We start from the raw sequence: 23,682 nt of genomic DNA on the forward strand, positions 1-23,682 counted from the left end.
ACGTCCTTGGCTTCTTACCCATTAAGAAACCCAGGATGATGCGCCGGTGGCCTGTACGTGCGCCCCACCGCAACAGGGGGAAGGGAACTGACTCGGTCCTGGTTCCGCGCGTGACCTGGCGGCGGAGCAGGTTCATGCTCCGCCGCCAGGTCCACACCGCCGATCAGAAATGCCGGGCTGCCTTTCCTGGGGAGAGAAAAGCAGGGATGAATGCAGAACAGGGTGAAATTCATCCTCTGGAGTGAGCGTTCGGTGTTGCCCGGCATGAGCGGGACACCCTATGAGCGGGACACCCTGGAAAAAGCCGTGGCTCGCCTTGGGCCGAACAGCACCTGTATGGGGCTTGTCCGCTTCTTCGCCGAGGAGCGTGGATGACGGAGGGCGCTCAGCGACAGGGTGGAAAACGCAAGGATCGGGTAAATGCCCTGTCCCTTGGCGGCGACGGGCACCAAGGGACAGCGGGTTGCCACCTGGGTGGAGAGCAGGCCGAGGGCGGAGGCGCGCGCGCCTCACCTTTTGCCGCCCTGGGCGCTGCCATCTGCATTGTCCGGCTCTACATTGCATCTGGACCAGGGAGGGGCACCGGTACCTGGCCGCCGTCAGCAGCTGGCACCCGCACCTTGCGCTCGAACGGTTTGCGGGTGAGCGGACGACCACACGCCTGCGGGCCGCAGTGGAGGTGGTGTACCAACGTCGCCCACTGCCGCCAGATCCGCCGCACCGCAGGAACTCGGGGAGGCCAAGACGCCAGCCGGGCGCACCGACTTGCCCTGGAGGATACGGGGGGGAGGGACCGGGCATGGGCCTGAAGGGGCGTGGTTGAATCCCGCCGTTGTGAAGGGCCTTTTGTAAGGTAGGGGTGGGGGGAGATCGCCCGTTCAGGCAATTGCAACCCGGCAGGAAGTTCAGTCGGCCTTGTTGCGCGCTCGACCGGCGTTCTCCAGCGGGGAACGCCGGCATTTCCCGCTGCGGCACCTGAACCCGGCGGGTTCGCGCAACCGTTGTCGGTCGCCTCACTCCATGTCCGCGGGTCAACTCCAAGACCTGAAGGCTTGTTGCGTGGGCGTTGAAGGGGCAGCGGGGACCGCGTTTGGAATTTTGACTTCTCCGGCCGCAACACGCTTGAATCTGGCCGCTTCCACCTTTGCGGCGCAGCAGGCTCTGGGCACATCCCACTTCCCAGATCCCAGCTGCAGGCGTTGGCCAAACCCGAACAATACCGGCAGCAGAAGACCCGGGGACTCCTTGGTACCATTCGCTGGTCATGAGGCCGCCCCAAACTTGGATCCTGCAGTTGCTCGGTAATCCAGCGTTACACCGCCCAGATGGCCGGCAGCTCCGGTGTGAGGGGACCATGCTGGCTTTGCTGGCGTACCTGGCAGTGGAGGGTCCAACGCCCCGCGCGCTGCTGGCTTCCCTCCTCTGGCCCACCTCGTCAGACAGTGTCGGCAGGAACAACTTGGTCCACCTCCTGCGCCGCATCGCCTCCATGTCACGGTCGCAACTGACCGTGAGCAACGAGGCCGTGGCGCTGAATCCTGCTGTTTGGACGGATGTCGGAGTGCTTACGGCCGGCGAAGCGCTGTCCGCATTCCGGCTTGATGGCGCCTTTCTTGAAAACGCCGCGTTTAATGAGTTGCCAGAATTTGACGACTGGGTGCATCTGCAGCGGGAACGCTTGCTGCAACTGGCACTACGCAGGCTCAATGGCCTTCGGGCCCAGGCTGAACTGGACGGAGAGCTTGGGCTTGCCCTGGAGTACGCCGTACGCCTCTCGGAGCTCGACAATTTGAGTGAAGAGACCCACCGTCACCTGATGAGGCTGCACTACCTGAACGGGGACAGGGGCGCCGCTCTGTCTGCCTACCGGTACTGCACCACCGTTTTACTTCGCGAACTTGGAGTTCAGCCGATGCCTGAGACCGCTCGCCTGGCGGAAGAGATCGCTCAGGGTGGCCAAGCGGCGCTGTTGCCTTCTCGCAAACCAAATGCCATTCCGCTGAGCATCCAGCGCCCCCCTGTTTTGGTGGGGCGGGACCACATCTGGAGGCAGATGGAACACGCCCGGGATCAGGGACACGTTATTTTCCTTGTCGGGGAGGCTGGAACGGGGAAATCCAGACTCGCCGAAGAGTTCGCTGCAAGTCACGGTACCTATCTACGCGTTGAAGGCCGGCCTGGCGACGCCCACGAGCTCTATGCGTCCGCCCTCCGGCTGCTTCGCCGACACCTGGCTCAGCGGCCTTACGTCCCGCCTACAGCATGGGAGCGGCGGGCGCTGGCGCACCTGCTGCCTGAATTTGGACCCGTGCAGGTCGACTCCTGGAATACGCTGCATTTTCAGCAGGCCACCTTGAATCTTGTACGGGAAACGAGCCGCGACGTTCAAACGTTTATCACAGACGACCTTCAGTATTACGATCAGGCCTCTTTTGACCTTGGCGGTTTTATGCTGGCATCCGCCTTTCCGCTCGGCCAGCCCGGAGGATTGCCGCACTTCGTAGATACCTATCGGAAAGGCGAGCTGCCGCCAGCCACCGAACGGGCCATTCAGGATCTTGTTGACGCAAACCTGGCGACGATCATTGAGGTGCCTCCACTCGGCGAAGGGGCAGCCGACGAGTTGATGGATACGTTGGGCGTTCCTCCGCATCCAGATTGGCGACGGCGGCTGTGGCAGCATTCCGGAGGAAACCTCGTGTTTCTGTTGGAAACAATGAAATACCTCATCGAATTAGGAGCTTTTGACAGTGAACTCCCAGACCGCCTGCCGCTGCCCGCAAAGGTCCAGCAGATGATAAGCGCACGGGTGACCCGGCTCTCCGCTCCAGCGTTGCAGGTGGCCCGTGCAGCAGCCGCGCTCCAACGCGACTTCACCGTTGAGATCGTTGCCGAGGTGCTGCAAGCGCCTCTTCTGGACGTTGCTGAACGTTGGGGTGAACTCGAGCGCGCGCAGATTATGTCGGGAGAGCGATTTACGCATGATTCGGTTGCACAAACCATCTTCTCTGAAACCCCTGAGTTTGTTCGGAAGTTGCTACACCGAAATGCGGCCCGTTCTCTGGAGCGTCACCAGGCAAATCCAGGGCAGATCGCGTGGCAGTGGCAGGCTGGAGCGAATGACAAACAGGCAGCAGTCTGGTTCGTGCAGGCTGGCGAATCAGCCCTCCACGCGCATCGCCCCTTGGAGGCCAGGGTTTACTTTGAGCAGGCCCAGCAGGCTTTTGCCCGTTGCGGAGATGAAATGGGCAGAGCTCAGTCGTTTACTGCCTGGACGCGCCTCGAAGGGGGCTGAATAGAGCCGCTCCAGCTCTTTGGCCCTCCGCGCCTGAGACCGTGCAGTTTCGGCTCAAGTGATGGGAATCCCGGCCTGCACCCATCCGGGGCTCAATGGAAGGACGTGAACGCCCAGAAAGACCGTGGAGGACGGCTCTACGCCGATGTTCTCGCTGTCTTTCAACGTAGGCGGCGCCTGAAGAGCCTCCAAGCGCCGCCTACTCTATTTCTTGCCGCGCGGGGCCGGCACTTGCCCAGCCTTGCGGCGGTCAAATCGCCCCTGGCCATGGGTCGTTTCCTCAACCGCTCCGCCTGCAACGGACGTGCTCGGATTCGGGTGATGCGGCGTCATGCCCCCAGCAATACACCCTCCATCGCCAGCGTGCCCGGGGAAGAAGTGCCCGGTCCGGAGAATGGCCAACCTCAGTTCCCTGCGCGAGGAAGGCCGTTTTAAACACCTGCGGGGATGGGCGCACCGCCTGAACGGCGTCACCGGCGCGCAACGTGCCGCTCCCCAGCTGCTTCGCGCGCCTGTTTGCCCCATGGCGTGGCAAAGGCCGGCCCTCACCCGCCAGACTGGCGCGCAGGAGCCTGGCACAGTTTCCAGAGCCACTGCGCCCCCGCGGAAGGGTGCAGGCTTCGGCGGAAAAGCCTTCTCTCAAGGGGTGACGGCCTTGGGCTTTTCAGCCTGCGTCACCATTCGGGGCGACCGAACAACCTCTTCGGGACGTGACAGCTTCGGCCAAAACTGTCCAGGCAATTCCTTTGCCTTGGGCAAGGCCCCATCCACCGGGCATTTTGAGTCGCGGTGAGCAAGTCTCATCATTCCCTCATCATTCCTGTGAATCTATGCTCCGGGTGAAAGGAGGGACGAGGTGAACGCCCGGCTGCGGGTCGTCGTGTTCGGCTCCGGTAGGCAACTCGCCGCGCAGCCACGCCAAGGCGCAGGCGCCGTTTGACGCGCTGCAACGACACGAGAAAGCCAAACACACTTCGACCATGGCCGTAAAGCGCTCCACCCAGCATTTCGGAAACGCGACCCTACCGCTCTTTGCCACAAACCAATGTTGATCAATAACAGGCACAATGCCTCAAGGGGGAAGGTATGACGCACATCTGGGCCACCGTAAATATCGAGGATCTTCAGAAGTTTATTGGCGTCTTTTCGACTGCGGGAGCTGCCGCACGCCGAAGCCATGGCAGCAGGGGCTGCCGTGTATTCACCGTACCAGGGGTGGAAGGGCAGGTACGCGTTTTGTTTACGTGGGAAAGCCAGGAGGCATTTGAGGGCTTTTTGAACGACGCCGCCGTGCGCGCGACCATGCAGTCGAGCGGCACAGTGGGTCGACCTGAGTTTCTCCTCTTAAATGAGCTGGCGACTTTTCCGGGATGACCGTGGAAGCGCAGGAGCTGATGACCGTTCCCTCAAAAACTTCCCAGGATGCCCCGTCCTTCAGCGCGGCGAGGAATGGAGCGACCACCACGCGGTGGTCTCGGGTAGACGCGTCAAGGACCGTACGCATATCCATCTCCTTCCTGCAACTTGAGCCCTCTGGGTAACCACCCAGCGCAAGGCCCCCGTTCTGCCACGCGGTCATAAAATATATACGATCAAACGAATCCCTTCCCGCTTCCCTCTCCCTCCTGCTGGCCTTAACCGCCACGCTCCCCTACCGCTGCACGGCAGGCCATCCCCGGAGGCGGGCTCCCCGCTGCTCAACGCCGAGACGGCCTTACAACCGCTCGGGCACGCAGCTCGGAAAGCCTGGCGACATCCGCTGCCCCTCACGTTGCCTGACGTAAGGCCAAAACGTCCTTCGTCCTGGACCCAAAGGCGAACTTGCTTTTCGGGGTAGGCGGCCTGAGCAACGCTCAGCGCCGCCCCGACTTTTTTATGAACGCCCCCTGTTCTTTGGGAGAAGCCGCCTCCGTATGCGTCGGTCGAGGAACCTGAACAGGAAAACCAAGTCTTTTCAAGTGGCCCCAGGCACACACCTCAGTCACTTCAATCCCAAAATGCTCCTGGATGTGTATCTTGACTTTCTTGCTGGTCCAGAGACCACCTGTTTCAGCCTCCCTCTGGAAATGCCTCTTGCTGGTCTGGATTAAGAGCAGGATCAGACTTGTTAAACTGACGCTTATCCAGAAGGGCCTGTTCGCCACTGGCATTGTAGGCAGCAATCAACGTACTGATCGTTGTACGCGAAAATCCGGTCGCGTCAATGATCTCCGGAATTGACTTTCCTTTGCTTTTGAGCCAGACAATCTGCCAGCGGGAGCGTTCAAGAGGACGTTCGGCTTGGCGGTACGCCACTTCAAGCTCCTCAGATGTATGGTGCGGAATCAAGGCTGCAGCTCTCATATTCCGAACTCATCTTCATGACCCCGAGGGGCAGGTCCGTCAGGCGCGGCGCGCGGAGACTGCGGGAGATATCAGGACCTATTGCGCAGTAGCAGATCAAGTTTACGAAAACGCTCCACAACCAGCCCAGATTGGTTTTGGTTTAAAATGAGGGACTTTTTCCCTACCTAGACGACGTTTCTGGAGCCTCGCCCCCTTACTGCGCAACAGGCCTTCACTTGTCGGTACCGGGCCCGTTCAGCACGCACGCGGGCTCCGCCTCTGGCTCCAGCACGCCCGGGCAGCGCGGGCGAGAGACGTTTTCACTGCGGTGCCAGGCACACCAGTTTGATCTCCCGCTGCGCCGCCACCAGCAGCGTGGTCTGCATGTACGTCAGCGCGCCCCGGGCAGGATGCATGAATCGCCGCTCACCACCTTCGCGGTACAGTACGTCCTGGCGGTGCCAGTAGCCATCAAACAGCGCGCTATCGCGGCGCAGGTCGGCAACCAGCGCCTTCATCGTGATGTCCCCCGGTTGCCGGTGGAAGTCGGCCCGGAATTCGGCCACCAGCCGTTGCGCACGGTGCTCCCAGTCCGCGATCAGCCTGCGGGCAGCGTCGTCCAGGAACACGTAGCGCAGCAGGTTGTGGTCAACCTCATCGGCATCAAGCCAGCCGGTGAACAGCTCCGCTGCCTGCAGGTTCCACGCGCGTACCGTCCATGCATGGTCGAGCAGATAGGCCGGTACCGTCATCAGCGATGGCAGCGCGGCAAGCGGCGGCGGCAGGTCGTCCGCCTGTTCAGAAACCGCGTCCGGGTCTGTCCTGCCGGCCAGGTCGAACAGGGATGCGCGCTCGGCCGCGGAGAGGTGCAGCGCCCCGGCCAACCGCACCAGCGCGCCGCTCGATGCGGTCACGGAGCGTCCTTGTTCAAGCCAGGTCACCCAGGTGACGCTCAGGCCCGCGGCATCGGCCAGTTCCTCACGCCGCAGGCCGGGCGTACGTCGCCGCCCGGCGTTTCGGGGCGGCGAGAGCCGCTCGCGGTGCGCGCGGATAAAGGCACCGAGCAGGTTGCGCCGTTCTGCAGCATTCATGGCTGAATTTATACCAGTATAAAAGCTCTTCTTGTCACAGTGCAACGGCTCACCGACAATGAACCCATCAGCGCAAAGGAGCCCCGATGACCCAGCCACAAAACCGCAACCACGACAGCGTCATCCTCAAGCAGTACGATTCGCGCGCCGGCGCTTACCTGGCAAGTTCTGTGCATGCCGCTGGTGCCGATCTGGACGCGATGGCCGCGCTGGTCGGGCAACGGCCTGAGGCGACTGCACTCGACATGGGCTGCGGGGGCGGGCACGTCACCTTCCGGCTGGCACCGCTGGTCGGCACAGTGATTGCCTGCGACCTGTCCGCGCCGATGCTGGAGACCGTGGCGGGCGAGGCCGTCAAACGCGGTCTGGCGAATGTGGTGACGAAGCGGACGGCGGCGGAAACGCTGCCGTGTCCCGACGCGACCTTCGACGTCGTCGCCACCCGTTACAGCGCGCACCACTGGAACGGATTCACCGAAGGGTTGACGCAGATGCGGCGCGTGACGAAGTTGGGAGGACTCGGGCTGTTCGCGGACGTGGTCAGCCCACGCCGGCCCCTGCTTGACACCTGGCTGCAGACCACCGAACTGCTGCGCGATCCTTCCCATGTGCGCAACGCCTCGATCGACGAATGGAAAACGGCGCTGGCGGCGAGCGGATTTGCCGTCGACGCTGTCATCACCTACCGCCTGCGCCTTGAATTCGCGTCCTGGATTGAGCGCATGCGCACCCCGGACGTGCACGTGGCCGCCATACGTTCGCTGCAGGCAGGCGTGGCCGCCGAGGTAAGCGAGTATTTCGAGCTCGGGGACGACGGCAGCTTCACGGTCGATACAGTTCTGATTGCGGCGTACGCGGTATAGATCCACCTTGAGGCGCGTGGCGGCACAGCCGTACTGAAAGACCGCCCGGCCCCGCTCGCCGCTTTCGCCGACCCGGCTGTGACACCGCTCCCCGCCCCAAGCCGCACCACAGGGAGGAATACGTTGAGACTCGCGAGGGAGCCGGCGGCCAGGCGGTCCCGTTGCGCGCCCCGCGTATTCCGCATCACGCGCAACGGGCGGTCGTCCCCAGGGGATGAACGGCCCTACCGGAGGAAGGCCGGGGGGGCGAACAGCAGCGTGAGGGTGACCGCAACCAGTCCGCTTCCAGGAAAAGTGCTTCGGGGTTGCCTGGGAAGGGAATGGGAGAGAAAACCGGTGATTCCCCGGGTACGCAAATGGAGCGTTTGAACATCCCCTGCGTTTACGCGGGGGGCTCCTTATGCCCGTGTGCGTTTCAGGCGCCGCAGCATGGCGGCCAGTTGCGCCTGCTCTTCGGAGGTGAGGGGCGAGAACTGCTCAACCAGCCAGTCCTCGTGTGACGGCACCAGCTCATCGAACAGGGCCTGCCCGTGGGAAGTCAGATGCAGCCGTTTCTCCCTTCCGGCCGGCTTCCGCTCAATCACGTCACGCCGGATCAGGTGCAGCAGGAGCTGGCTGGTGTTGCCCTGCGTGACCAGCAGTTTCTCGCTCAGGTCACGTTGGGTCAGGCCAGGCTGACCGCCGATGGTGGCGATGACGTTGAACTGTGCGGGGCTGAGATCATGCGCTTTGAGGATTTCGGCCCAGGCCTGCCCGAGGTGCTGGGTCAGGCGCACCATCCTCAGCCAGGCCACGACCGCGGGCCGGCCAGTGCGGGCGCGGCGGTGTACCAGCCGAGGGGGCGCGTCCGTCATGCGCACACTTTAGTTCTAAAGTGTATGCTTGTCAATGCCAGGCGCGTAAAGCGGTTCTGGCGCGAGGAGACCTATGGAAATCGGCATCGACAGCTTCGCCGCCACCGTCACCGACCCCGACACCGGCCTCACCCTGTCCGGCGCGGACCGCCTCAATCACCTCATTGAAGAAATCGAGCGTGCCGACGAGGTCGGCCTCGACTCGTTCGGCGTCGGTGAACACCACCGCCAGGAGTACCTCGACGCGGCCCCCGTCATCATCCTGGCGGCGGGGGCCGCCCGCACAAAGCGCGTCCGGCTGAGCAGCGCCGTCACCGTCCTCAGCGCCGACGACCCCGTCCGGGTCTTTCAGCAGTTTTCTACCCTCGACCTCCTGTCCCGCGGCCGGGCAGAACTTGTGGTCGGACGCGGCTCCTCCACCGAGGCTTACCCCCTATTCGGACTCGACCTGCGCGACTACGACGCGTTGTTTGCCGAGAAGCTCGACCTGCTGCTGAAACTTCGCGGTGACGCCCATATTCACTGGCAAGGCCGCTTCCGCGCACCGCTCGCCGGCCAGGGGGTCTACCCACGTCCGCAGCAGGCAGCGCTTCCCATTTGGGTCGGCGTGGGCGGCACCCCCGAATCCTTTATCCGCGCGGGATACCTGGGACTGCCCTTGATGGTGGCCATCATCGGCGGCAACTTTCGGCGCTTCCGGCCGTTGGTGGACCTGTACCGGCAAGCGGGTCAGGCGGCCGGACATCCTCAGGAAGCGCTGCGCGTGGGCGTGCACGCCTTCGGCTTCGTGGCCGAGACCTCACAGGCTGCGCGCGACGCGTTCTATCCGGGGTACGCACGCATGACCGAGACCGTGGGCCGTGAGCGCGGCTGGCCACCACCCTCACGCGCCCGGTTCGACGCGGAGTGCGGGCCATCTGGAGCCTACCTGATCGGAAACGTTCAGGACGTGGTCGACAAGGCGCTGCGCGTGCATGAAGTCCTGGGAGGCGTGTCACGCCTGACGTTTCAAATGACCAACGTGATGATGACGCACGAGCGGATGCTGAGCGCCATTGCGCTTCTGGGCCGTGAGGTGGCGCCGATCGTCCGCGGGCGCCTGGGCTGATCAGCCCGTCCATGTCACCTCCAGTGTGCGCCTGGCCAAAGCCAGGCCCGCGACGATCCGCCCGGCGCAGTGGCTGTCGTCCTCAACGGACGCGAACGCCCCGGAGGAAGCGGGATACCCGTACCGGTGGAACGGAACGACTTCCAACAAGAGCCGCACGGTTTCCCCCGCGCCCTGCGTGAACGCGAGCAGCGGGCGGTGCGCGCCGCCGGGTCCGGCCCGGTGGTACGGGGGCACCCACAGGCTTCCTGGCGTCCGCGCGCGCGGCGTCCCCCGAGGGAGGGCAGCGTACATCCGCTCGAATTGCGCTTCAACCCGCGTGGGATCAGGGTGGCGCGGCGCCCCGCGGATAGGACGCGCTGAGGCAAATCGCGGCCAAACAGCGATGAAACCGGCGTGACGCGAACCGAGGAAGAGGAAAACAGAGCGGTTGGCAGTAAAGGTGCCCCGCCACCCTTCAGAACCGGTAAATGATTGAACCGACTCCGTATGATCTCAGGGGCTGGGTTGTCGTGTCAGCAGGGGAAGCACGCCTTCAGGCTGGGTGCGGGAGGTGGTGACCGGTCAGGCGGCTGCGAACACCGACTGGCGTGAGACGCACGATGGAGGTGGTGCTCGGGGTGTTGTGCTTCAGTTCTGATACGGATTCCGAATAATCAGTTATAATAATGAGATCAGAACGGTTACTTTCCAACACACGGCCGAAGACTTCTGGGGCATCTACGGCCGGAGTAGCTGCGCGGTGGAACGACGACGCAGTCACCTCCTCGCGTTCCTGGCAGAAGGGAAAAGCGCTGCTGAAGCCCTGAAGCTCACGGGCTACTCGTATCAAGGTGCAGACAAAATCATCGACGCGTACCACCAACATGGTCTGGCGGGGCTCAAAGATCAGCGACACCAGAACAGTGGTGCACCGACCCTGCTCAGCGACGCCGAAGTGCTCCTCCTGGCGCGGACGATTCGTGCAGACACCGCCAGCGGCGGTGTCTGGAATGGTGCACGAGTGCAGTCCTGGGTAAAGCAGGAATTGGAGAAGGACGTGCATCTGAGCCGCTGTTATGAGTTTTTGGATGCGGTGGGATATAGCCTCCAGGTCCCTCGGCCTCGACATGTCGAGGCCAACCAGGTCACTCAGGAAGCGTTCCAAAAAAAATCCTCCAGCCGTGGTCCAAGCAGCTACGGCGCGTACTGAAGCAACTGGACGAGCGGTAGAAGTCTGGTGCATGGATGAACACCGTGTGGGATTGAAACCCCTCGTCGGCAAACAATGGTCCGAGCGAGGCAAAGCACCGACCGTGCGTGTCCAACACCGGTATGAATGGCTCTATATCAGTGCGTTCGTCTGTCCTCAGACGGGAGAGAGCCAGTACTGGTTGTTGCCGACGGTCAATACGGCGGCCTTCCAGGCTGTGCTCGATCGCTTTGCCCTCGACACACAGGCTGGAAAGACCCGGGAGATCATCTTGGTCTTGGATGGTGCGGGGTGGCATGCCACGCCGCAGTTAAAGTGCCCACCGGGCATCGAGCTCGTCTTCTTGCCGCCCTACTCCCCAGAGTTGCAACCCGCCGAACGCCTTTGGTCCCTCACCGATGCTCCCTTGAAGAATCGTCACTTCGAAACCCTGGAAGACCTGACCGTGTTGCTTGCGGAGCAGTGTCGTCGGTTGGAACAGCAGAGGGAGAGAATCCGTTCTCTCACCTTCTTCCATTGGTGGCCTTGCATAACAAATTAATCGGAATCCGTATGACAGGCGAATTGAGGGCCCCGCGGGCCGGGAGCGGAAGGACCACCCGCCGTCAAACGGAACGGGCTCATTTCGGCGAAGCCATGCATGGGCGCCCGGCAACACAAGGAGTGCACTTCACTCGGTCCAAGCCCACGGTATGCTTTCCACGTTAAAGTCCGTTTGCGCCCGCTGGCATGGGCTTTTCTTCTGATTAGAATCCGGAATTCCTTTCCGACGGACCCTTTCTGGGGAAGAAGTGCGGCCCAGGCCACCAGAGTCCGCACGGCTTCAGGGGGTGAGGTGCAGACCCGGTCCAGTGCGGACCGGCGCCTTTGCGCTGCGGTGATCGCGAGTTCGGGGTCTGGTACTGCTCCCCAATCCTCAGTCACCAGCACGCGCTTCGGCTCCTTTATGTGCCCCGGACGCACTCGGCGGTCCCTCTCGATCAGCGCAGGCAACTGCTGGTGCGCCGCTCCCCTCTCACGGTGACGCCGCCGGCACCGTCCACCAACGAACCGCATCCGGGACCACCGCGCGTGGCACCGCTGCTCCGGAGCAGAGGCCAGGCGCGTGAACTTTAAGGGGAGCAGGAAAAGGCTCTGCCTTTATTTATATATTCCCTCGCCACGCCCTTCACAAAAGGCAGGGCGAGCGCAACGCCTCCATGCGCCCTTCTCGGCCCACTCACCGTGAAGCTTGCCTGGCCTGCAACGTGTGGGCTTGGATCAGGTTGTGGCCCTTCGGGAAGGGGCGTGGTGGCGTGAGCTTCTTGTCGGATCGCGCGGGTTGATCACCATGAGCTGGCGGTGGTGACGTGGGTTCACCGCCCGGAGGTGGATTTTTGTTGCCCTGAACCTCACCCGGAATCCCACTGAAGCCCAAGCAGCAGAAACATCAAAAGCGGCCAACCGGCCGCTTTTGATGTTGTACGTTTTACCCTGACATTCACGTATGCGCAACGTATCTCCCCTGATGGCCGTGGCTTCCGGCGGATGACAGGCGTTTCATGGAGCGTGAACGACCCCATCTGCCCGCAGTGCAACGGAGCTCATCCGGAAAAGAAGCGGAAGTCGACCGATTGTTGACCGGACGCCTCTCTCCTCGCGGAATCTGTCGGGGCACTGGGCTCAGCCGCTCGTGGTTTCACCGGCCAGATCCAAAAACTGTTCCACACAGCATTCCTCACGAGCAACCCTCATGAAAAAAGCTTGAGCATTCCAGCACCAGCTTCGCTGGTGCTGGAATGCGATGAGTGATGCACGTTTGTTGGCCGTCGGGACCGACGCCTCTGGATTTGGCTGGCGATGGACCGAGGCACTCGGCGCATTGCCGGTTGCTTCTGTGGGCAAAGAGACGCGCTGGGCGCCTCCGGACTGTGGCAGCGTTCCCGCTCCCTCCCTGGATGCGGTCTGTTACACAGGCCGCTTGGGCGCCGACAAGGGCGTGGTTTTCGGAGCCATCCACCGGATTGGAGGAGCACAGCATATCGGGCGTTTCAATGCCACGCTCAGACTCAAATTGCCCCACCCTGGTGCGCAAAAGTCTGTCCTTTGCCCGGAACCAGGACAACTTTGAGACCGTCCTCTGGCTCTTCATCCACCGCCAGGGCGGGTCATGACCCTGAAGTCACTACTGGGTCACCTGCCACGGGCGTAGGCGTTCGGACCCCTGAAGGACGAGAGAATGGAAATCTGTCCCGGTCGAAGTTTCCCTCGATATCCCCGAGCTCAGGAAACCGCTCGCCCAAGGCAAGTGACACACCAGGCCGCCAGTGTGGCCGAAAGTCCCGCGCGGACCTGGCGGGAGACCGCGTCGGCCAGCACTTCGGGCCGTCCTGCTGCGGGGCCCAGCAGTGCCTGACGCCCTACCGATTGCGGCGCGGCCCTGTCTCCCACCACGCCGCGAGACATACGGGCGTCGGTGTAACCGAGGCGCAGTCCAGTGACCTGGGTCCTTGACCGTGTCGTTTGCGGCGCAGGCCACTGGTCAGCGGCCACGCCGCGGCCTTGGACATGCTGTGGGCCGCCCCGGGAACACGGGCCCAGCTCCGTACGGACAGCACGTTCAGGACCGCGCCGCCCCGCTCGGGGCCAGCCAGCACTGGCGCGGAGGTCTGGCTCGGTTGCAGCGGTCCAAGCGCGTTCGTCCCGCAAGGGGAGCTGGCCCTGAGCGTCCGAGATCCCGGCGTTGTAGATCAGCAAGCTCACGTCACCGCACTGCTGGGCAGCGGCGATGTCTGCCGCTGAGGTGACGTCCAGCCGGAGCACCTCCACGCCAGGAATTCAGATGGTGCGAGGATCACGGGCGCGACGGAATCGCCGATTTGCATGGGTGGTCTCCCGAAGGCCCCTGGGGAACCGACCGCCCAGGAGCAGCCACTTTTGCCCGCTCAGATGATGTGTCTCATCTAAAAATAGATTACACTGATGATCTAAAGAAGGTCGACGGCCGCCTGCACCGCCCACCCCACCTCTCCCCTCTCCGGCGTCATTCTCAGGAGGATCATGCCCAGAGTTTCCAAAGCACAGGCTGCCCAGAACCGTCAACGCACCGTGCAGGCCGCCGCTGAGCTGTTTCGCGAGCGCGGTGTCGATCACGTCAGTGTGCAGGACATCATGGCCGCTGTCGGCCTGACCCACGGCGGCTTCTACCGCCAGTTCGATTCCAAGGAGGCGCTGGTGCCGGAGGCCGCTCGCCACGCCTACGACACGATGGCCGCCCGTCTCGCCGATCTCGATGCCAGCGCCGAGGATCATGCCGCTGCACAGCGCGAGTTCATTCGGACGTACCTTTCCCCAACCCACCGCGACCACCCTGGGAAGGGGTGCCCCACCGCCGGACTGATTCACGACATCACCCGCAGCGACAACGCCGATACCCGCGATCTGCTGACAGATGGGGTGGCGAAGCTGGGTCAATGGCTGAATCAGCCCGGACGTGATGGTGTGGTCACCGTCTGCACGCTGCTCGGCGCGCTGCTGGTGTCCCGCGCCGCCGCGGGAACACCACTCTCGGGTCAGGTTCTTGAGCGGGTCAGCGCCGAACTCGCCTCTCCGAGGTAAAAACTCCGTCCGACCCGGTCTCCATCCTTGCCCACCCCGTTTCCGCTGGCGAGCGGCATGACCAGGACAGAACGGTCAGTTCCCGCAGATGGGGGAGCTGGGCCTTCACGTCATCTTCCGAACACCCGGCGTGTCTCCACCGCCAAACAGCCATGACACCGCCGAACTCAAGATGGTCCTGCGGGATCAACGGACCTTTCTGGTGAAAGTTGAGGGGTACCAACGGATCACTCTCCGGGACTTCCACGCAGCTTGGTCGTCACTGCAGCCTGCCGAGATCTTGCCGGCTCCAGTACGGGAGCACGCGGCAACTCCCGCAGGTATGAAAAGCAACGCTGCCACCGTGGCTCAACTTGTCCGCCTCGCTGCGATCAAAGAAAAAGGTGATACCGCCGCCGAAGAATCTGGCGTCCTCAAGCGCAACATTGTTCCGCTGAGGCCACAACGCCTCCCCGGGTTTCCCGGAGAGACGCAGATGCCCGTCACGCCCGCGTGCATGGGCTTTTAGCGGGAGGACACCTGATACGGATTCCTCTTAATGTGTTACAAGAGGCCACCGCCTGGAAGAGCGTGGGGGAAGGGATTCGTGTCCTCTGCCGTTCCAGGCGGTGAGGCTGCTCAGCGAGCAATACGGTGAGGGCCTCCAACGTTTCAAAGTGCCGATTTTTCAGGGGTGCATCGGTCAACGACCACAGCCGTTCGGGGGCTGCAACTCTGGGGGCAGGAAGACCAGATAAATGCCGGACGGGCAGTTCAACGGCGGGGTGGCATGCCGCCCCGTCCCGTCCAACACGATCTCCCGATCCTTCCCCGCCTGTGTACCCCGAGCAAAGCGGTCCGGAAGGCAGCGGTATTGACCGTCGGCCACAACCAGTCCTGGCTTTCTCCCGTTTGCGGGCGGACGAAGGCGTACACGTACAGCCACGCGTCACGGTGCTGGACACACACGGCCTGCGCTTTGCCCCGTTGGCTTCACTGTCTGCCCATGAGGGGCTTCAGCACACTTCTACACGCCGTTCAGCGCCTTCAAGACCTGCCTGAGTTGCTTGGACCACTTCGGGGAAGACTTTTTTTGAAGGCGTCTCAGGAACGTCACAGCGGCGGCGGAGATGCAGGTCCTTGCCCAATTCCTGCTGTCTCCAAGACTGCACGCGTGCGCCCCATTCCAGACATCGCCGGTGGCGGTGTCTGATGGTTTGGGCGAGCAGCAGGCGTTCTGCGTCGCTCAAGAGCGTGGGTGCGCCTTGGCGCTGGTGCCGCTGGTCCTTCAGCCAACCCATTTTCGCGGTAGGCACCGAGAATCTTGTCTGCTCCAGGGCAGGAATAGCCCATGGGTCGGAGCGCTTCGGCGCCGCTTTTCCCGTCTGCCAGGAAGGCGAGCAGTTGGAGAAGTCAGGGCCTGGGTGAGGGAGGGTCACTTTTTTGATCGCATTGGTGTAACTCATTACCCGGAAACCGGATTATACAATGTCGTTATGAAGATAAATGCAATAAGAGACATTGCTTCCAATAACATTGAAATATCTGACGAGTAGCTTTTGGCAGGATGCGATAAAAATGCAGTATATTTTATATCCCCTTGTATTCTTCCGTATGAGTTCGGTTCACTTGAAAAGGCAGGGCCAAACATATACCAGTCTCTGTTAATTTCTGGAGATGAATGAGATTCTATAGTAGAACACCAATGGAATAGGTTTGAGAACAAGCGGGGGCTTCAAATACCGATGTATCTGATCTAAGCCGTACTGGTGTTCTTCGAATAGATATCGAGCACGAGATCAAAACTCGTGCTGGGTGATTACAACATATCTATGTGGGCTCTACCGAGCACACGAGATGACAAAAGTATTTTGCGAACTTGTCAGCCGTGGCCTCGTCAAGAGGGGCGTTCTGAAGCAGAAGCCGGTACCAGACCGGGCCCAGGACAAGGTCGACCAGCGTGTCGTCAGCGGGAAGATCGCATTCACCCCGGTCTGCGGCGCGCTGAAGAAGCGCAGAAACCTGGCGTCGGCGCCGAATCAGGTGGCGTTCGCGAAATTCGAGCAGGAACTCCGGGTCCTGCAACGCTTCTGTGAACAGCACGCGGTTGGTCATGCCGCAGGTGCCGCGCAACATCGAGAAGGTGGCGCGGAGGAAAGCCTGGAGGTCACCTTGAAGGGTGCCGGTATCGGGAAGATCCGGGAGAAGATCGGCCTTTTCGGCAAAGGCATCAACGACGAGGTGACGTTTGTGTTTCCAGCGCCGGTATAAAGCCTGTTTGGAGATTCCGGTCCGTTCTGCAACGGCTTCCATGGTAATTGCAGCGTACCCTTGCTCTTCGAGCAGATCGATGGCGGCAGTACGTGCGGCGGCAGTATGGGCGGAATTGAAGGGGCGGCCAGGAGGCATCTTGGACGCAATGTAACCCAGCATCATCCCTATTGACAATACGCGACGTCTCGTATCTTAATTTAGAGATGCAACGCTCCGTCGTGGAAATGAGGGCGGCCCTGCTCGTCCTTGCCCTTGCTTACTTTGTGGTGGGAACATCCGCCCTGGCTGTCGTCGGCCTCAGCCTCCCCATCAGCCAGACGTTTCATATCCCACCTGACCGCACAGGTCTGCTCGTCACCGCCTTTGCCCTCACATTCGCCGCCTCTGCCCTCCTTGCCCAGAGCTTCTTCGGCCACTGGCCCCGCAAACTCCTGTTACATACAGGGCTTGGTCTGCTGACCGTTGGCCTGATCGCTGGCGCCCTCGCGCCCACCTTCACGGCATTGCTGCTTTCCCGCCTCATGGTCGCCATTGGCGCAGCGATGATCGGTCCGGTCGTCTCCGCCACCGCCAGTCAACTCGTTGCACCCCATCATCAGGCCCAGGCCCTCGCCACCGTTTTCGCGGGCTTCAGCGTCTCCTCAGTCCTGGGCGTTCCACTCGCGTCTGTCCTCGGCCCAACGCTCGGCTGGCGCGGCACCCTGCTGGCCCTGGCCGTCATGGCTGCCGTCAGCGCCATGCTGATTCACAGGCTCGTTCCACACGTCCTGGGCGGATCGCGCGTCACCCTCACCCTGTATCGCCGTGCCCTCACCACCTCTGGCGTCCGCCCAGCGCTCCTCACGACGCTCCTGCAGATCGGCGCACCCATGGTTGTCTACGGTGTGGCAGCCAGCTACCTCGCCCAACGTTTTGGCAGCACACCTCCGTGGATCTCTGTCACCCTCCTCGGCTTCGGGCTTGCTGGAATCACCGGCAACACCCTTGCTGGACTCCTCACCACCCGCTACGGCTTCACGCCCACCCTCATCACAAGCCTCTCTGGGGGCACACTCGCCGTCCTGGCCCTGCTCCTACTGCCGGAAACGCCCCTCAACGGCGTGGTTGCTTTCGCCGCACTGTCCCTGTTCGCTCAGATGTTTCAGACACCCCAACAAGCCCGTTTGATCCATCTGAACCCCACCGAACGGGGCCTGATGCTCGCCCTCAACGCGAGTGTGGTGTATCTCGGCATCAGTGTTGGCTCGGGCTTCGGAAGTACATTGCTGCCACAGATTGGTGCGCAGCCGCTTGCGTGGTTGCCGCTTGCGATGCTCCTCATTGCCCTCGTTGCGAATGCCGCCGTACCGGTGCCCTCTGCGTCCACCGCCTTCCCGAGCGCCTCGCGCGAGTAGTTTGTCGGGTTTCTCGGAGAAGAGCGCTTCTCAAGGCCCGGTGCGAAGTTGTCAAAGAGGGGAGCGGCGTGGTTGGCGCGCAAAGCGTGGCGGACATTGAAGGGGAGCGGGCGGCCGCAATGAGACCACCTTGCGGGCACTTCCCTCTGTCGCCCGGTGTTTGGACAGTAAACGCTTGGTACTGCGGGGTTTGCGGATCATCCGTTCCGTCCCCTGGGCTCCGCTCCGGCGATTTCACGCCTCCGTGTCACCGTTTTTCCTGCCCCCTCTGCGGCGCAGCGTTGCACGTCCGCTCGGGTCAGCCCGTTGTTTCACCGCTGACCCACCGCAATCCTGACCTCAACCCAGTGGCGCCCTTTCCCAGGACCTGCACCCAAGTCTGCAGGCAGGGACTCCGGGCGCGCTTCCACGCTTCACGCCCCAACCTTGCTGGTGGCTGGGCGCACACCTTTGCTGCTCAGGATCCCGGCGTTCTACTGCCCTACACTTGGGGGGTGCCCCCCTCCGCCTGGCATATCACCGTGCTCGGACAGGCCCAACTGACAGGCCTGGGCGACATCGTGCTGGAGCTCGACCGCAAAACCGCTGGCCTGCTGGCCTACCTGGTTATCGAGGGAAGCGCGCCCCGCTCTCGCCTGGCCGGGTACCTGTGGCCGGAATCCAGGGAGGAGACCGCGCGCAACAATCTCGCGCAGCTGCTGCGCAAACTCCGGCTGTCGGTCGGAGAGGAGCTGGTGCCTGGGAGCAGTAACGGCCTCCTGCGGCTGGCCGACACGTTGAGAGCGGACGCCCAAGACGCCCGCGAGGCGTATCTCCTTGGACAGTACGAAACCTTTTTGGCCCACGATCCACTCCTGCTGGCCGGACGCGACTATGACGACTGCCCCGAGTTCGAAGACTGGCTGGTCACTGAACGTGAACGCTGGATGGACTGGCGCCGTGCTGCCCTACGCGAGCTCTCCACGCAGGCCGAGAGGCGCGGTGACCTCGACGAGGCTCTGCGCTGGGCGGCGCAGGGGCTGACGGCCGACCCGGTTTCGGAAGGGGCCTTCGTGCGGGTGATGACCCTGCAGTACCTGTGCGGTCAGCGCCTTGAGGCGCTGCAGACGTTCGGGCGCTGCCAGACCATGCTGAAGTCAGAATTCGGGGTCCAACCGTTGCGTCAGACCAGCGAACTCGCCCGCACCATTGCGCAGAGCACCGCCGTACTCAGGCAGGCGGACTCCTGTTCCCCGCTTCCGCTGACTGTCCTGAGACCTCCCCGCCTGATCGGGCGGGCGGATCAATGGCGGCAGCTGCAGCAAGCCCACGCAGCCGGACAGGTCCTGTTCCTGACCGGAGCGCCCGGCAGTGGCAAATCCCGCCTCGCTTTGGACTTCGCGTCATCCACTGGGACCACGATGCACCTCCAGGCGCGCCCAGGGGATCAGGACGTTCCGTACGCCACCCTGACCCGGTATGCCCGGCAACTCACGCAGGCAACCTCACGCGACCGGATGCCGGACTGGGCACGCCAGCAGCTCGCCGGCTTGCTGCCTGAGCTGACCACAGGGACCATTGGCCCGCAGGAGAGGCGCAGTGAGGCCAGGCTCTGTCTGTTCCGGGCCTTTCTCGAACTGATGCGCGCTGCGGCACCAGACTTCGGAGCGTTCGTGATGGATGACCTGCAGTTTGCGGACCAGGCCAGTCAGGAGGTCCTGCTGTACGTTCTGGCCAACCGACCGCAGGGGGACTTTCCCGCGCTTCTCGCTGTCGCGCGCGAAGGTGAGCTGGCCGCCTCCGCCCGCGAACGCCTGGACGCACTGATCGAAACGGGTCTCGCGGTCAGCTGCGCCGTCGCGTCCCTGCCTGATGAGGCGGTCCAGGAATTGCTCGGGAGCCTGGAGGTGCCGGAAGTCCAGCACCTCGCGCCCGATCTCGCCCGCTACACCCGTGGGAACCCGCTGTTCATCCTCGAGACCCTCAAGCACGTTATAGAAACCGACGGGTATCTCAATGCTTCCCTGGGTTACTTCACGCTGCCCAGACGGGTGGGCGTCCTGATCGAGCAGCGCCTCAAGCGGCTGCCTCCTACTGCCCTCCAGGTCGCCCAGGCTGCCGCCGTCCTCCAGCGTGACTTTGACCTTGATGTGGTCAGCGAGGTCCTGAACCAACCCATCTTCACCCTGATTCCCGTCTGGGCAGAACTTGAACGCGCGCAGATCTTCGACCGTGACCGCTTTACCCACGACATCGTCTACGAGAGTGTCCGCAGCACCTTGCCGGGAGGCGTGTGGCAGGCCCTACACCGCAGCGCCGCGAGAACCCTTGAACGTCACGGCGCCGCGCCAGAGCGCATCGCCCGGCACTTCCTCGAGGGCGCGCGGCCAGCTGAGGCTGTGCCGTTTCTCCGGCATGCTGCGCAGCATGCCGAGCAACGCTACCTGCTTCGGGAAGCCGCGCAGACCTATGGTCAGCTGGCCGATCTGCTGGATCAGCTTCAGGATCAGCCCGCTGCGTTTGACGCCCTCAACGCTCAGGCCGAGACGCTGATCAACCTGCAGGATGTCGATGGAGTAGGTGCCGTCGTCGTCCGCCTGCAGCAGAGTGCCGTGACCCTCGCCCAGCAGGTTGCTGCCCGTGTGCGCCACTGCTTTCTCCTTTTCCTGCAGGGTGATCACACCGCGCTGCTGCAGGCGTCAGAGGAAGGGCTGGCCTTGGCGCATGAGGCACGCGACCTGAGAGCCGAAGCGTCCTTTCTCGAGGGAATCGCGTATACCGATATCATTCGCGGCGGTGGCGCACGTGCACGCGAGGCGTTCACCCGCATGCTCGAAGTGGGTCAGACATGCGCAGACATGGAGCTCCAGGCCAAATCTCACGAGGGGCTGGGCATGGTGATCCCCAACGACCTTGCCCAGGTGCTGGAGCACTACCGCCAGGCTGCCCGCCTCCACGAGCAGAACGGCAACGTCAGCAGTTTCGCTGCCGCTTCCGGGAAACGCGCCTGGCTGCACTACCAGCTCGGAGACGTCAACGGTGCCCTCCACGTCTTTGAGCACGCCTACAAACGCCTCGTGGACGTCCGCGAGGGGCACGGCAGTGTCAAACTTATCAATGCCTGGGGCCGCAGTTCTTGCCTTCAGGTCCTCGGACGCTACGCGGCCGCCCTTGACGCCTCGGCAGAGGCTTTGGCGACCTCCTCGGGCAGGGATGCGGGCTCCGCAGGATGGCGGCGCGTGCTGGAGCTCCAGCGGGGCCGCGTGCTGTTGGAGATCGGGTGTTCCCAGGAGGCCCTGGCCGCCATTCAACCGGCGATCGACGCTCCTGAATACATCCAGAACATTCGGAGCCGGGGCCTGATCTCTCTCGGTCAGGCCCTCACGGCGGTAGGGCAACGCTCCGAAGCCCAGCAGGCGTTTGCGCAGGCCGAAGCACTGCTGAACGCGGAAAAAGAACCGTATTACTGGGCACAACTGCACCTCGCCCGGGCGCAACTGCTTTCACCCGAGGCGCAGTTGGCGGTGTTCGGTGGCCTGCTTGACCTCGCCCAGCGCAAGGCCCACGCACACCTGTCGCTGGCGGTGCAGATCCGCCGGGCCCAGGCACTGATGGCGCTTGACCTGCCCGTCGCGGAGCACGACCTGAAAGGCGACGCGGCAGCTCACGGGGTGCTGAGCTTTGGCGAAGTGCTCCTCACCCGCTACCAGGTTGCCTGCGCGAACGCCAGCCCTGACGCGGCCACTTCCCTGCGGTCCCTCACGGACTGGGTCATCCACACCGCCCAGGAGCACGTTCCTGCCGGGTACTGCGCAACCTTCTGGGCTTCCAACCCGGCCGCACGTATGGTGCTCGAAGCGCAGCCTGCCCTACAGCACATCACGGTCACCCGGGGCTAAGACCCTATCCGGAAGATTTTTTGAGAGGAGCAATGGGGGCGAGTTTGCGCCAGATGATGAGGCAAGCGGTCAATTCGACAAAGCCCAGATAGAGGTCTTGCCGCTTCTCCCAGCGCGTCTGGATGCGACGGAAACGGTTGAACCAACTGTGGCCCACCTCGACCACCCACCGCCGGGGTGGGTGTCGTTGTGGATCACCAGGAGCAGGAATGGGCGGAGCGGCCGTCGATTTCTTGGGGATATGCGCGAGCAGACCTTCATCCAGAGCCAGTTGACGACACGCCTGCGTGTCGTACCCACGGTCCAGGAGGAGATGGCGCTGTTCCTGCTCTCCTGGAGCAGGAACAGCAACGACGACAGCATCGAGGGCCTCACTCAGCATCTTGCTGTCATGACGCTTGGCACCACAGAGCACGACGGAGAGTGGAATGCCTTTCGCGTCGCTGAGGAGGGTACGTTTACACCCGGCCTTGCCCCGATCGGTGGGGTTGCTGCCCGTCGCTTCCGGGGCACCAGCGGCCCCCTTTTTCCCACCCTGGCCTTGACCATGCTCCCGTCGGCGGCTTGCCATTCCCAATCCATGCCCAGTTCCTGGTCGTACTCTTCGAGCACGAGGGCCCATGCCGCACGGAGGCATTCGTGTTCCACCCAGGCACAGAACCGCTCGTGGACAGTCGATTTCGGACCGTACCGGCGGGGCAACTCGCTCCACTGACTGCCGGTTCGGGCCAACCAAATCAGCCCGTTGAAGATTGAGCGGGCGTCCCTTGAGGGACGCCCGCTCTTTTTCCTGGGTGTGTTGATCACCAGCACTGGGGCCAGACGGACCCAAAGCTCGTCCGATACCTCCCAGAGCGTGTTCTGGTCATTGATCTGATCTTGGTGCGGTTGCGTCGTCGTCACTGCCTCTCAGTAGACCAATATCTTCCGGATAGGCTCTTAGCCGCCGGGAAGGTCAATACGCGCGGTGCGGAGCATAGAGCAGTGGTGCGAATGGCGCCGCGGGTGAAAGGGCACCCCTCACGGCGCCATTCTCCTCCATGCGCATTCAAATTCGCTTGCCGGGCCCGGTCAGAACGAGGACTTCTTTTTGATCCATGCGCCAGGGTCCGCCATGCCGCAAACGAAGAGGCCCAGGAGCGCCATCCGCCGCCCGAGTCCCTGCGCCACCCATCCGGTTTCCGGATCATCCGTTTCGTCCCCTCTGCTGCGCCGCATTGCACGTCCGCTTGGGTGAGTCCGTGATGAAGTAGCAGATTCACCGGAATCTGTGTCAGGGCCTGTTATGGGCGGGGAACCCAGAAGTGGGTCTTCACGAAGGTCGCGCTGTGCCCACAGGAACCGTACCCCTTGATAGAGCGATTTGAGGAACGGGCCGGGGCCCTCCCCGGTGTTCGCCGTGCCCACGGCCAGTGGCGTTTTGCTGCCGTTCCCGTTTACCAGGGCCGCCGTCAGCGTGCGCTACCCGGCAGCGCTGTCCTGAAGGCCCCTGTTCAAACTCGCGACCCGCGTGATCGTCTTGCCGGTGCTGCCCCCGGTGAATGGTCCGTCGGGCACCACCAGCGAGATCCCAACCTGCGCGGCACGGTCTACGGCCACGACCGTGTCAGTGAACGTCTTCACCAGCGCCAGTGGCCCGCCCCAGAAGCCCGTGCCAATGTCATCCGTTTGATCGGACGGCCCACTGACCTTCCAGCGGAAGTCGCGGATCACACCTGCGGTGGCGCTGAAGGCCTCCCTGTAGGGCTCCGGGTCAGCGGCCATCGGCAGGCAGGACCGCCGGTCGTGGCGAGTCACTTCCTTGTACGCGGAGGGCGTCATACGGGTTGGTG

The 23,682-nt window shown here is 62.9% G+C and carries 21 protein-coding genes and 1 pseudogene; 11 read left to right on the forward strand and 11 right to left on the reverse strand.

Features of this window, described 5'->3' with window-relative positions; genetic code table 11:
• Positions 1-222: 222 nt before the first annotated feature.
• The 3 genes from B9A95_RS34280 (at position 223) to B9A95_RS28910 (ending at position 4,669) form a co-directional block, all read left to right on the forward strand.
• Positions 223-375, forward strand: coding sequence for a hypothetical protein (locus tag B9A95_RS34280; RefSeq protein WP_170928835.1), 153 nt, complete (start codon positions 223-225; stop codon positions 373-375).
• Positions 376-1,354: 979 nt separating this feature from the next.
• Entirely contained in the window at positions 1,355-3,295 is a 1,941-nt protein-coding gene (locus B9A95_RS28900) for a BTAD domain-containing putative transcriptional regulator (protein ID WP_170928836.1), read from the forward strand.
• A gap of 1,086 nt (positions 3,296-4,381) precedes the next feature.
• A complete protein-coding gene (locus tag B9A95_RS28910; protein ID WP_084051084.1) occupies positions 4,382-4,669 on the forward strand; it encodes a hypothetical protein in 288 nt (95 codons plus the stop codon).
• Positions 4,670-5,148: 479 nt separating this feature from the next.
• Here B9A95_RS28910 and B9A95_RS37345 read toward each other — a convergent pair whose 3' ends face one another.
• The 3 genes from B9A95_RS37345 to B9A95_RS28925 form a co-directional block, all read right to left on the reverse strand.
• Positions 5,149-5,445, reverse strand: a complete 297-nt coding sequence (locus B9A95_RS37345; RefSeq protein WP_084051085.1) for a helix-turn-helix domain-containing protein — start codon at positions 5,443-5,445, stop codon at positions 5,149-5,151.
• A complete protein-coding gene (locus tag B9A95_RS28920; protein ID WP_084051086.1) occupies positions 5,345-5,638 on the reverse strand; it encodes a helix-turn-helix domain-containing protein in 294 nt (97 codons plus the stop codon). The genes B9A95_RS37345 and B9A95_RS28920 overlap by 101 nt, the downstream gene beginning before the upstream one ends.
• Positions 5,639-5,940: 302 nt before the next feature.
• The gene (locus B9A95_RS28925) at positions 5,941-6,711 is read right to left on the reverse strand and encodes a helix-turn-helix transcriptional regulator (protein WP_084051087.1); all 771 of its coding nucleotides are present in this window, start codon (positions 6,709-6,711) and stop codon (positions 5,941-5,943) included.
• Positions 6,712-6,797: 86 nt separating this feature from the next.
• On the opposite strand from B9A95_RS28925, the gene B9A95_RS28930 reads away from it, so the two are divergent.
• The gene (locus B9A95_RS28930; protein WP_084051088.1) at positions 6,798-7,574 is read left to right on the forward strand and encodes a class I SAM-dependent methyltransferase; all 777 of its coding nucleotides are present in this window, start codon (positions 6,798-6,800) and stop codon (positions 7,572-7,574) included.
• Positions 7,575-7,972: 398 nt separating this feature from the next.
• On the opposite strand, the gene B9A95_RS28935 is transcribed toward B9A95_RS28930, so the two are convergent.
• On the reverse strand, positions 7,973-8,428 hold the full coding sequence (locus tag B9A95_RS28935; protein ID WP_084051089.1) for a MarR family winged helix-turn-helix transcriptional regulator: 456 nt from the start codon (positions 8,426-8,428) through the stop codon (positions 7,973-7,975).
• A gap of 73 nt (positions 8,429-8,501) precedes the next feature.
• On the opposite strand from B9A95_RS28935, the gene B9A95_RS28940 reads away from it, so the two are divergent.
• The gene (locus tag B9A95_RS28940; protein ID WP_084051090.1) at positions 8,502-9,536 is read left to right on the forward strand and encodes an LLM class flavin-dependent oxidoreductase; all 1,035 of its coding nucleotides are present in this window, start codon (positions 8,502-8,504) and stop codon (positions 9,534-9,536) included.
• Here the strand turns inward: B9A95_RS28940 and B9A95_RS28945 are convergent, their stop codons facing one another.
• The gene (locus tag B9A95_RS28945) at positions 9,537-9,773 is read right to left on the reverse strand and encodes a hypothetical protein (RefSeq protein ID WP_084051091.1); all 237 of its coding nucleotides are present in this window, start codon (positions 9,771-9,773) and stop codon (positions 9,537-9,539) included.
• 505 nt (positions 9,774-10,278) lie between these two features.
• Between B9A95_RS28945 and B9A95_RS28950 the strand changes: the two genes are divergently transcribed.
• A complete protein-coding gene (locus B9A95_RS28950; RefSeq protein ID WP_084051092.1) occupies positions 10,279-10,728 on the forward strand; it encodes a winged helix-turn-helix domain-containing protein in 450 nt (149 codons plus the stop codon).
• Positions 10,646-11,269, forward strand: a complete 624-nt coding sequence (locus B9A95_RS28955) for an IS630 family transposase (protein ID WP_170928838.1) — start codon at positions 10,646-10,648, stop codon at positions 11,267-11,269. Before B9A95_RS28950 ends, B9A95_RS28955 begins: the two co-directional genes overlap by 83 nt.
• A 1,721-nt stretch (positions 11,270-12,990) precedes the next feature.
• On the opposite strand, the gene B9A95_RS32840 is transcribed toward B9A95_RS28955, so the two are convergent.
• On the reverse strand, positions 12,991-13,536 hold the full coding sequence (locus B9A95_RS32840) for a Rossmann-fold NAD(P)-binding domain-containing protein (protein WP_139807124.1): 546 nt from the start codon (positions 13,534-13,536) through the stop codon (positions 12,991-12,993).
• A 231-nt stretch (positions 13,537-13,767) separates the two neighbouring features.
• Between B9A95_RS32840 and B9A95_RS28960 the strand changes: the two genes are divergently transcribed.
• Both B9A95_RS28960 and B9A95_RS32845 read left to right on the forward strand, forming a co-directional pair.
• A complete protein-coding gene (locus B9A95_RS28960) occupies positions 13,768-14,325 on the forward strand; it encodes a TetR/AcrR family transcriptional regulator (protein WP_084051094.1) in 558 nt (185 codons plus the stop codon).
• Positions 14,326-14,647: 322 nt separating this feature from the next.
• Positions 14,648-14,833 (forward strand): hypothetical protein, encoded by a 186-nt coding sequence (locus B9A95_RS32845; RefSeq protein WP_139807125.1) that lies wholly within the window; start codon positions 14,648-14,650, stop codon positions 14,831-14,833.
• A 487-nt stretch (positions 14,834-15,320) separates the two neighbouring features.
• Here B9A95_RS32845 and B9A95_RS32850 read toward each other — a convergent pair whose 3' ends face one another.
• Complete coding sequence (locus B9A95_RS32850; RefSeq protein ID WP_139807126.1) at positions 15,321-15,770, reverse strand: hypothetical protein; 450 nt, start codon at positions 15,768-15,770, stop codon at positions 15,321-15,323.
• A 364-nt stretch (positions 15,771-16,134) separates the two neighbouring features.
• Positions 16,135-16,740 (reverse strand): TetR/AcrR family transcriptional regulator, encoded by a 606-nt coding sequence (locus tag B9A95_RS28970; protein ID WP_084051096.1) that lies wholly within the window; start codon positions 16,738-16,740, stop codon positions 16,135-16,137.
• A gap of 41 nt (positions 16,741-16,781) precedes the next feature.
• On the opposite strand from B9A95_RS28970, the gene B9A95_RS28975 reads away from it, so the two are divergent.
• Positions 16,782-17,972, forward strand: a complete 1,191-nt coding sequence (locus tag B9A95_RS28975) for an MFS transporter (RefSeq protein WP_084051097.1) — start codon at positions 16,782-16,784, stop codon at positions 17,970-17,972.
• A gap of 494 nt (positions 17,973-18,466) precedes the next feature.
• A complete protein-coding gene (locus B9A95_RS28980) occupies positions 18,467-21,850 on the forward strand; it encodes an ATP-binding protein (protein WP_170928839.1) in 3,384 nt (1,127 codons plus the stop codon).
• Between the two features lie 4 nt (positions 21,851-21,854).
• Here B9A95_RS28980 and B9A95_RS28985 read toward each other — a convergent pair whose 3' ends face one another.
• The 3 genes and pseudogenes from B9A95_RS28985 to B9A95_RS28995 form a co-directional block, all read right to left on the reverse strand.
• The gene (locus B9A95_RS28985; RefSeq protein ID WP_425429927.1) at positions 21,855-22,421 is read right to left on the reverse strand and encodes an IS5 family transposase; all 567 of its coding nucleotides are present in this window, start codon (positions 22,419-22,421) and stop codon (positions 21,855-21,857) included.
• A 65-nt stretch (positions 22,422-22,486) separates the two neighbouring features.
• Positions 22,487-22,753: pseudogene (locus B9A95_RS37350) on the reverse strand (transposase); the annotation flags it as partial.
• Between the two features lie 558 nt (positions 22,754-23,311).
• Positions 23,312-23,671 (reverse strand): hypothetical protein, encoded by a 360-nt coding sequence (locus B9A95_RS28995; RefSeq protein WP_139807127.1) that lies wholly within the window; start codon positions 23,669-23,671, stop codon positions 23,312-23,314.
• Positions 23,672-23,682 lie beyond the last annotated feature (11 nt).

The organism is Deinococcus hopiensis KR-140 (assembly GCF_900176165.1).
Taxonomy (GTDB): domain Bacteria; phylum Deinococcota; class Deinococci; order Deinococcales; family Deinococcaceae; genus Deinococcus; species Deinococcus hopiensis.

Coding starts and splice junctions, on each gene's coding strand:
- B9A95_RS28960 (WP_084051094.1), top strand. CDS start 13,768: ATGCCCAGAGTTTCCAAAGCACAGGCTGCCCAGAACCGTCAACGCACC.
- B9A95_RS28925 (WP_084051087.1), bottom strand. CDS start 6,711: ATGAATGCTGCAGAACGGCGCAACCTGCTCGGTGCCTTTATCCGCGCG.
- B9A95_RS28975 (WP_084051097.1), top strand. CDS start 16,782: ATGCAACGCTCCGTCGTGGAAATGAGGGCGGCCCTGCTCGTCCTTGCC.
- B9A95_RS28910 (WP_084051084.1), top strand. CDS start 4,382: ATGACGCACATCTGGGCCACCGTAAATATCGAGGATCTTCAGAAGTTT.
- B9A95_RS32845 (WP_139807125.1), top strand. CDS start 14,648: ATGAAAAGCAACGCTGCCACCGTGGCTCAACTTGTCCGCCTCGCTGCG.
- B9A95_RS28995 (WP_139807127.1), bottom strand. CDS start 23,671: ATGACGCCCTCCGCGTACAAGGAAGTGACTCGCCACGACCGGCGGTCC.
- B9A95_RS28930 (WP_084051088.1), top strand. CDS start 6,798: ATGACCCAGCCACAAAACCGCAACCACGACAGCGTCATCCTCAAGCAG.
- B9A95_RS28935 (WP_084051089.1), bottom strand. CDS start 8,428: ATGACGGACGCGCCCCCTCGGCTGGTACACCGCCGCGCCCGCACTGGC.
- B9A95_RS28985 (WP_425429927.1), bottom strand. CDS start 22,421: ATGGCAAGCCGCCGACGGGAGCATGGTCAAGGCCAGGGTGGGAAAAAG.
- B9A95_RS28940 (WP_084051090.1), top strand. CDS start 8,502: ATGGAAATCGGCATCGACAGCTTCGCCGCCACCGTCACCGACCCCGAC.
- B9A95_RS28920 (WP_084051086.1), bottom strand. CDS start 5,638: ATGAGAGCTGCAGCCTTGATTCCGCACCATACATCTGAGGAGCTTGAA.
- B9A95_RS28900 (WP_170928836.1), top strand. CDS start 1,355: ATGCTGGCTTTGCTGGCGTACCTGGCAGTGGAGGGTCCAACGCCCCGC.
- B9A95_RS37345 (WP_084051085.1), bottom strand. CDS start 5,445: ATGCCAGTGGCGAACAGGCCCTTCTGGATAAGCGTCAGTTTAACAAGT.
- B9A95_RS32850 (WP_139807126.1), bottom strand. CDS start 15,770: ATGAGTTACACCAATGCGATCAAAAAAGTGACCCTCCCTCACCCAGGC.
- B9A95_RS28970 (WP_084051096.1), bottom strand. CDS start 16,740: ATGATGCTGGGTTACATTGCGTCCAAGATGCCTCCTGGCCGCCCCTTC.
- B9A95_RS28955 (WP_170928838.1), top strand. CDS start 10,646: ATGTCGAGGCCAACCAGGTCACTCAGGAAGCGTTCCAAAAAAAATCCT.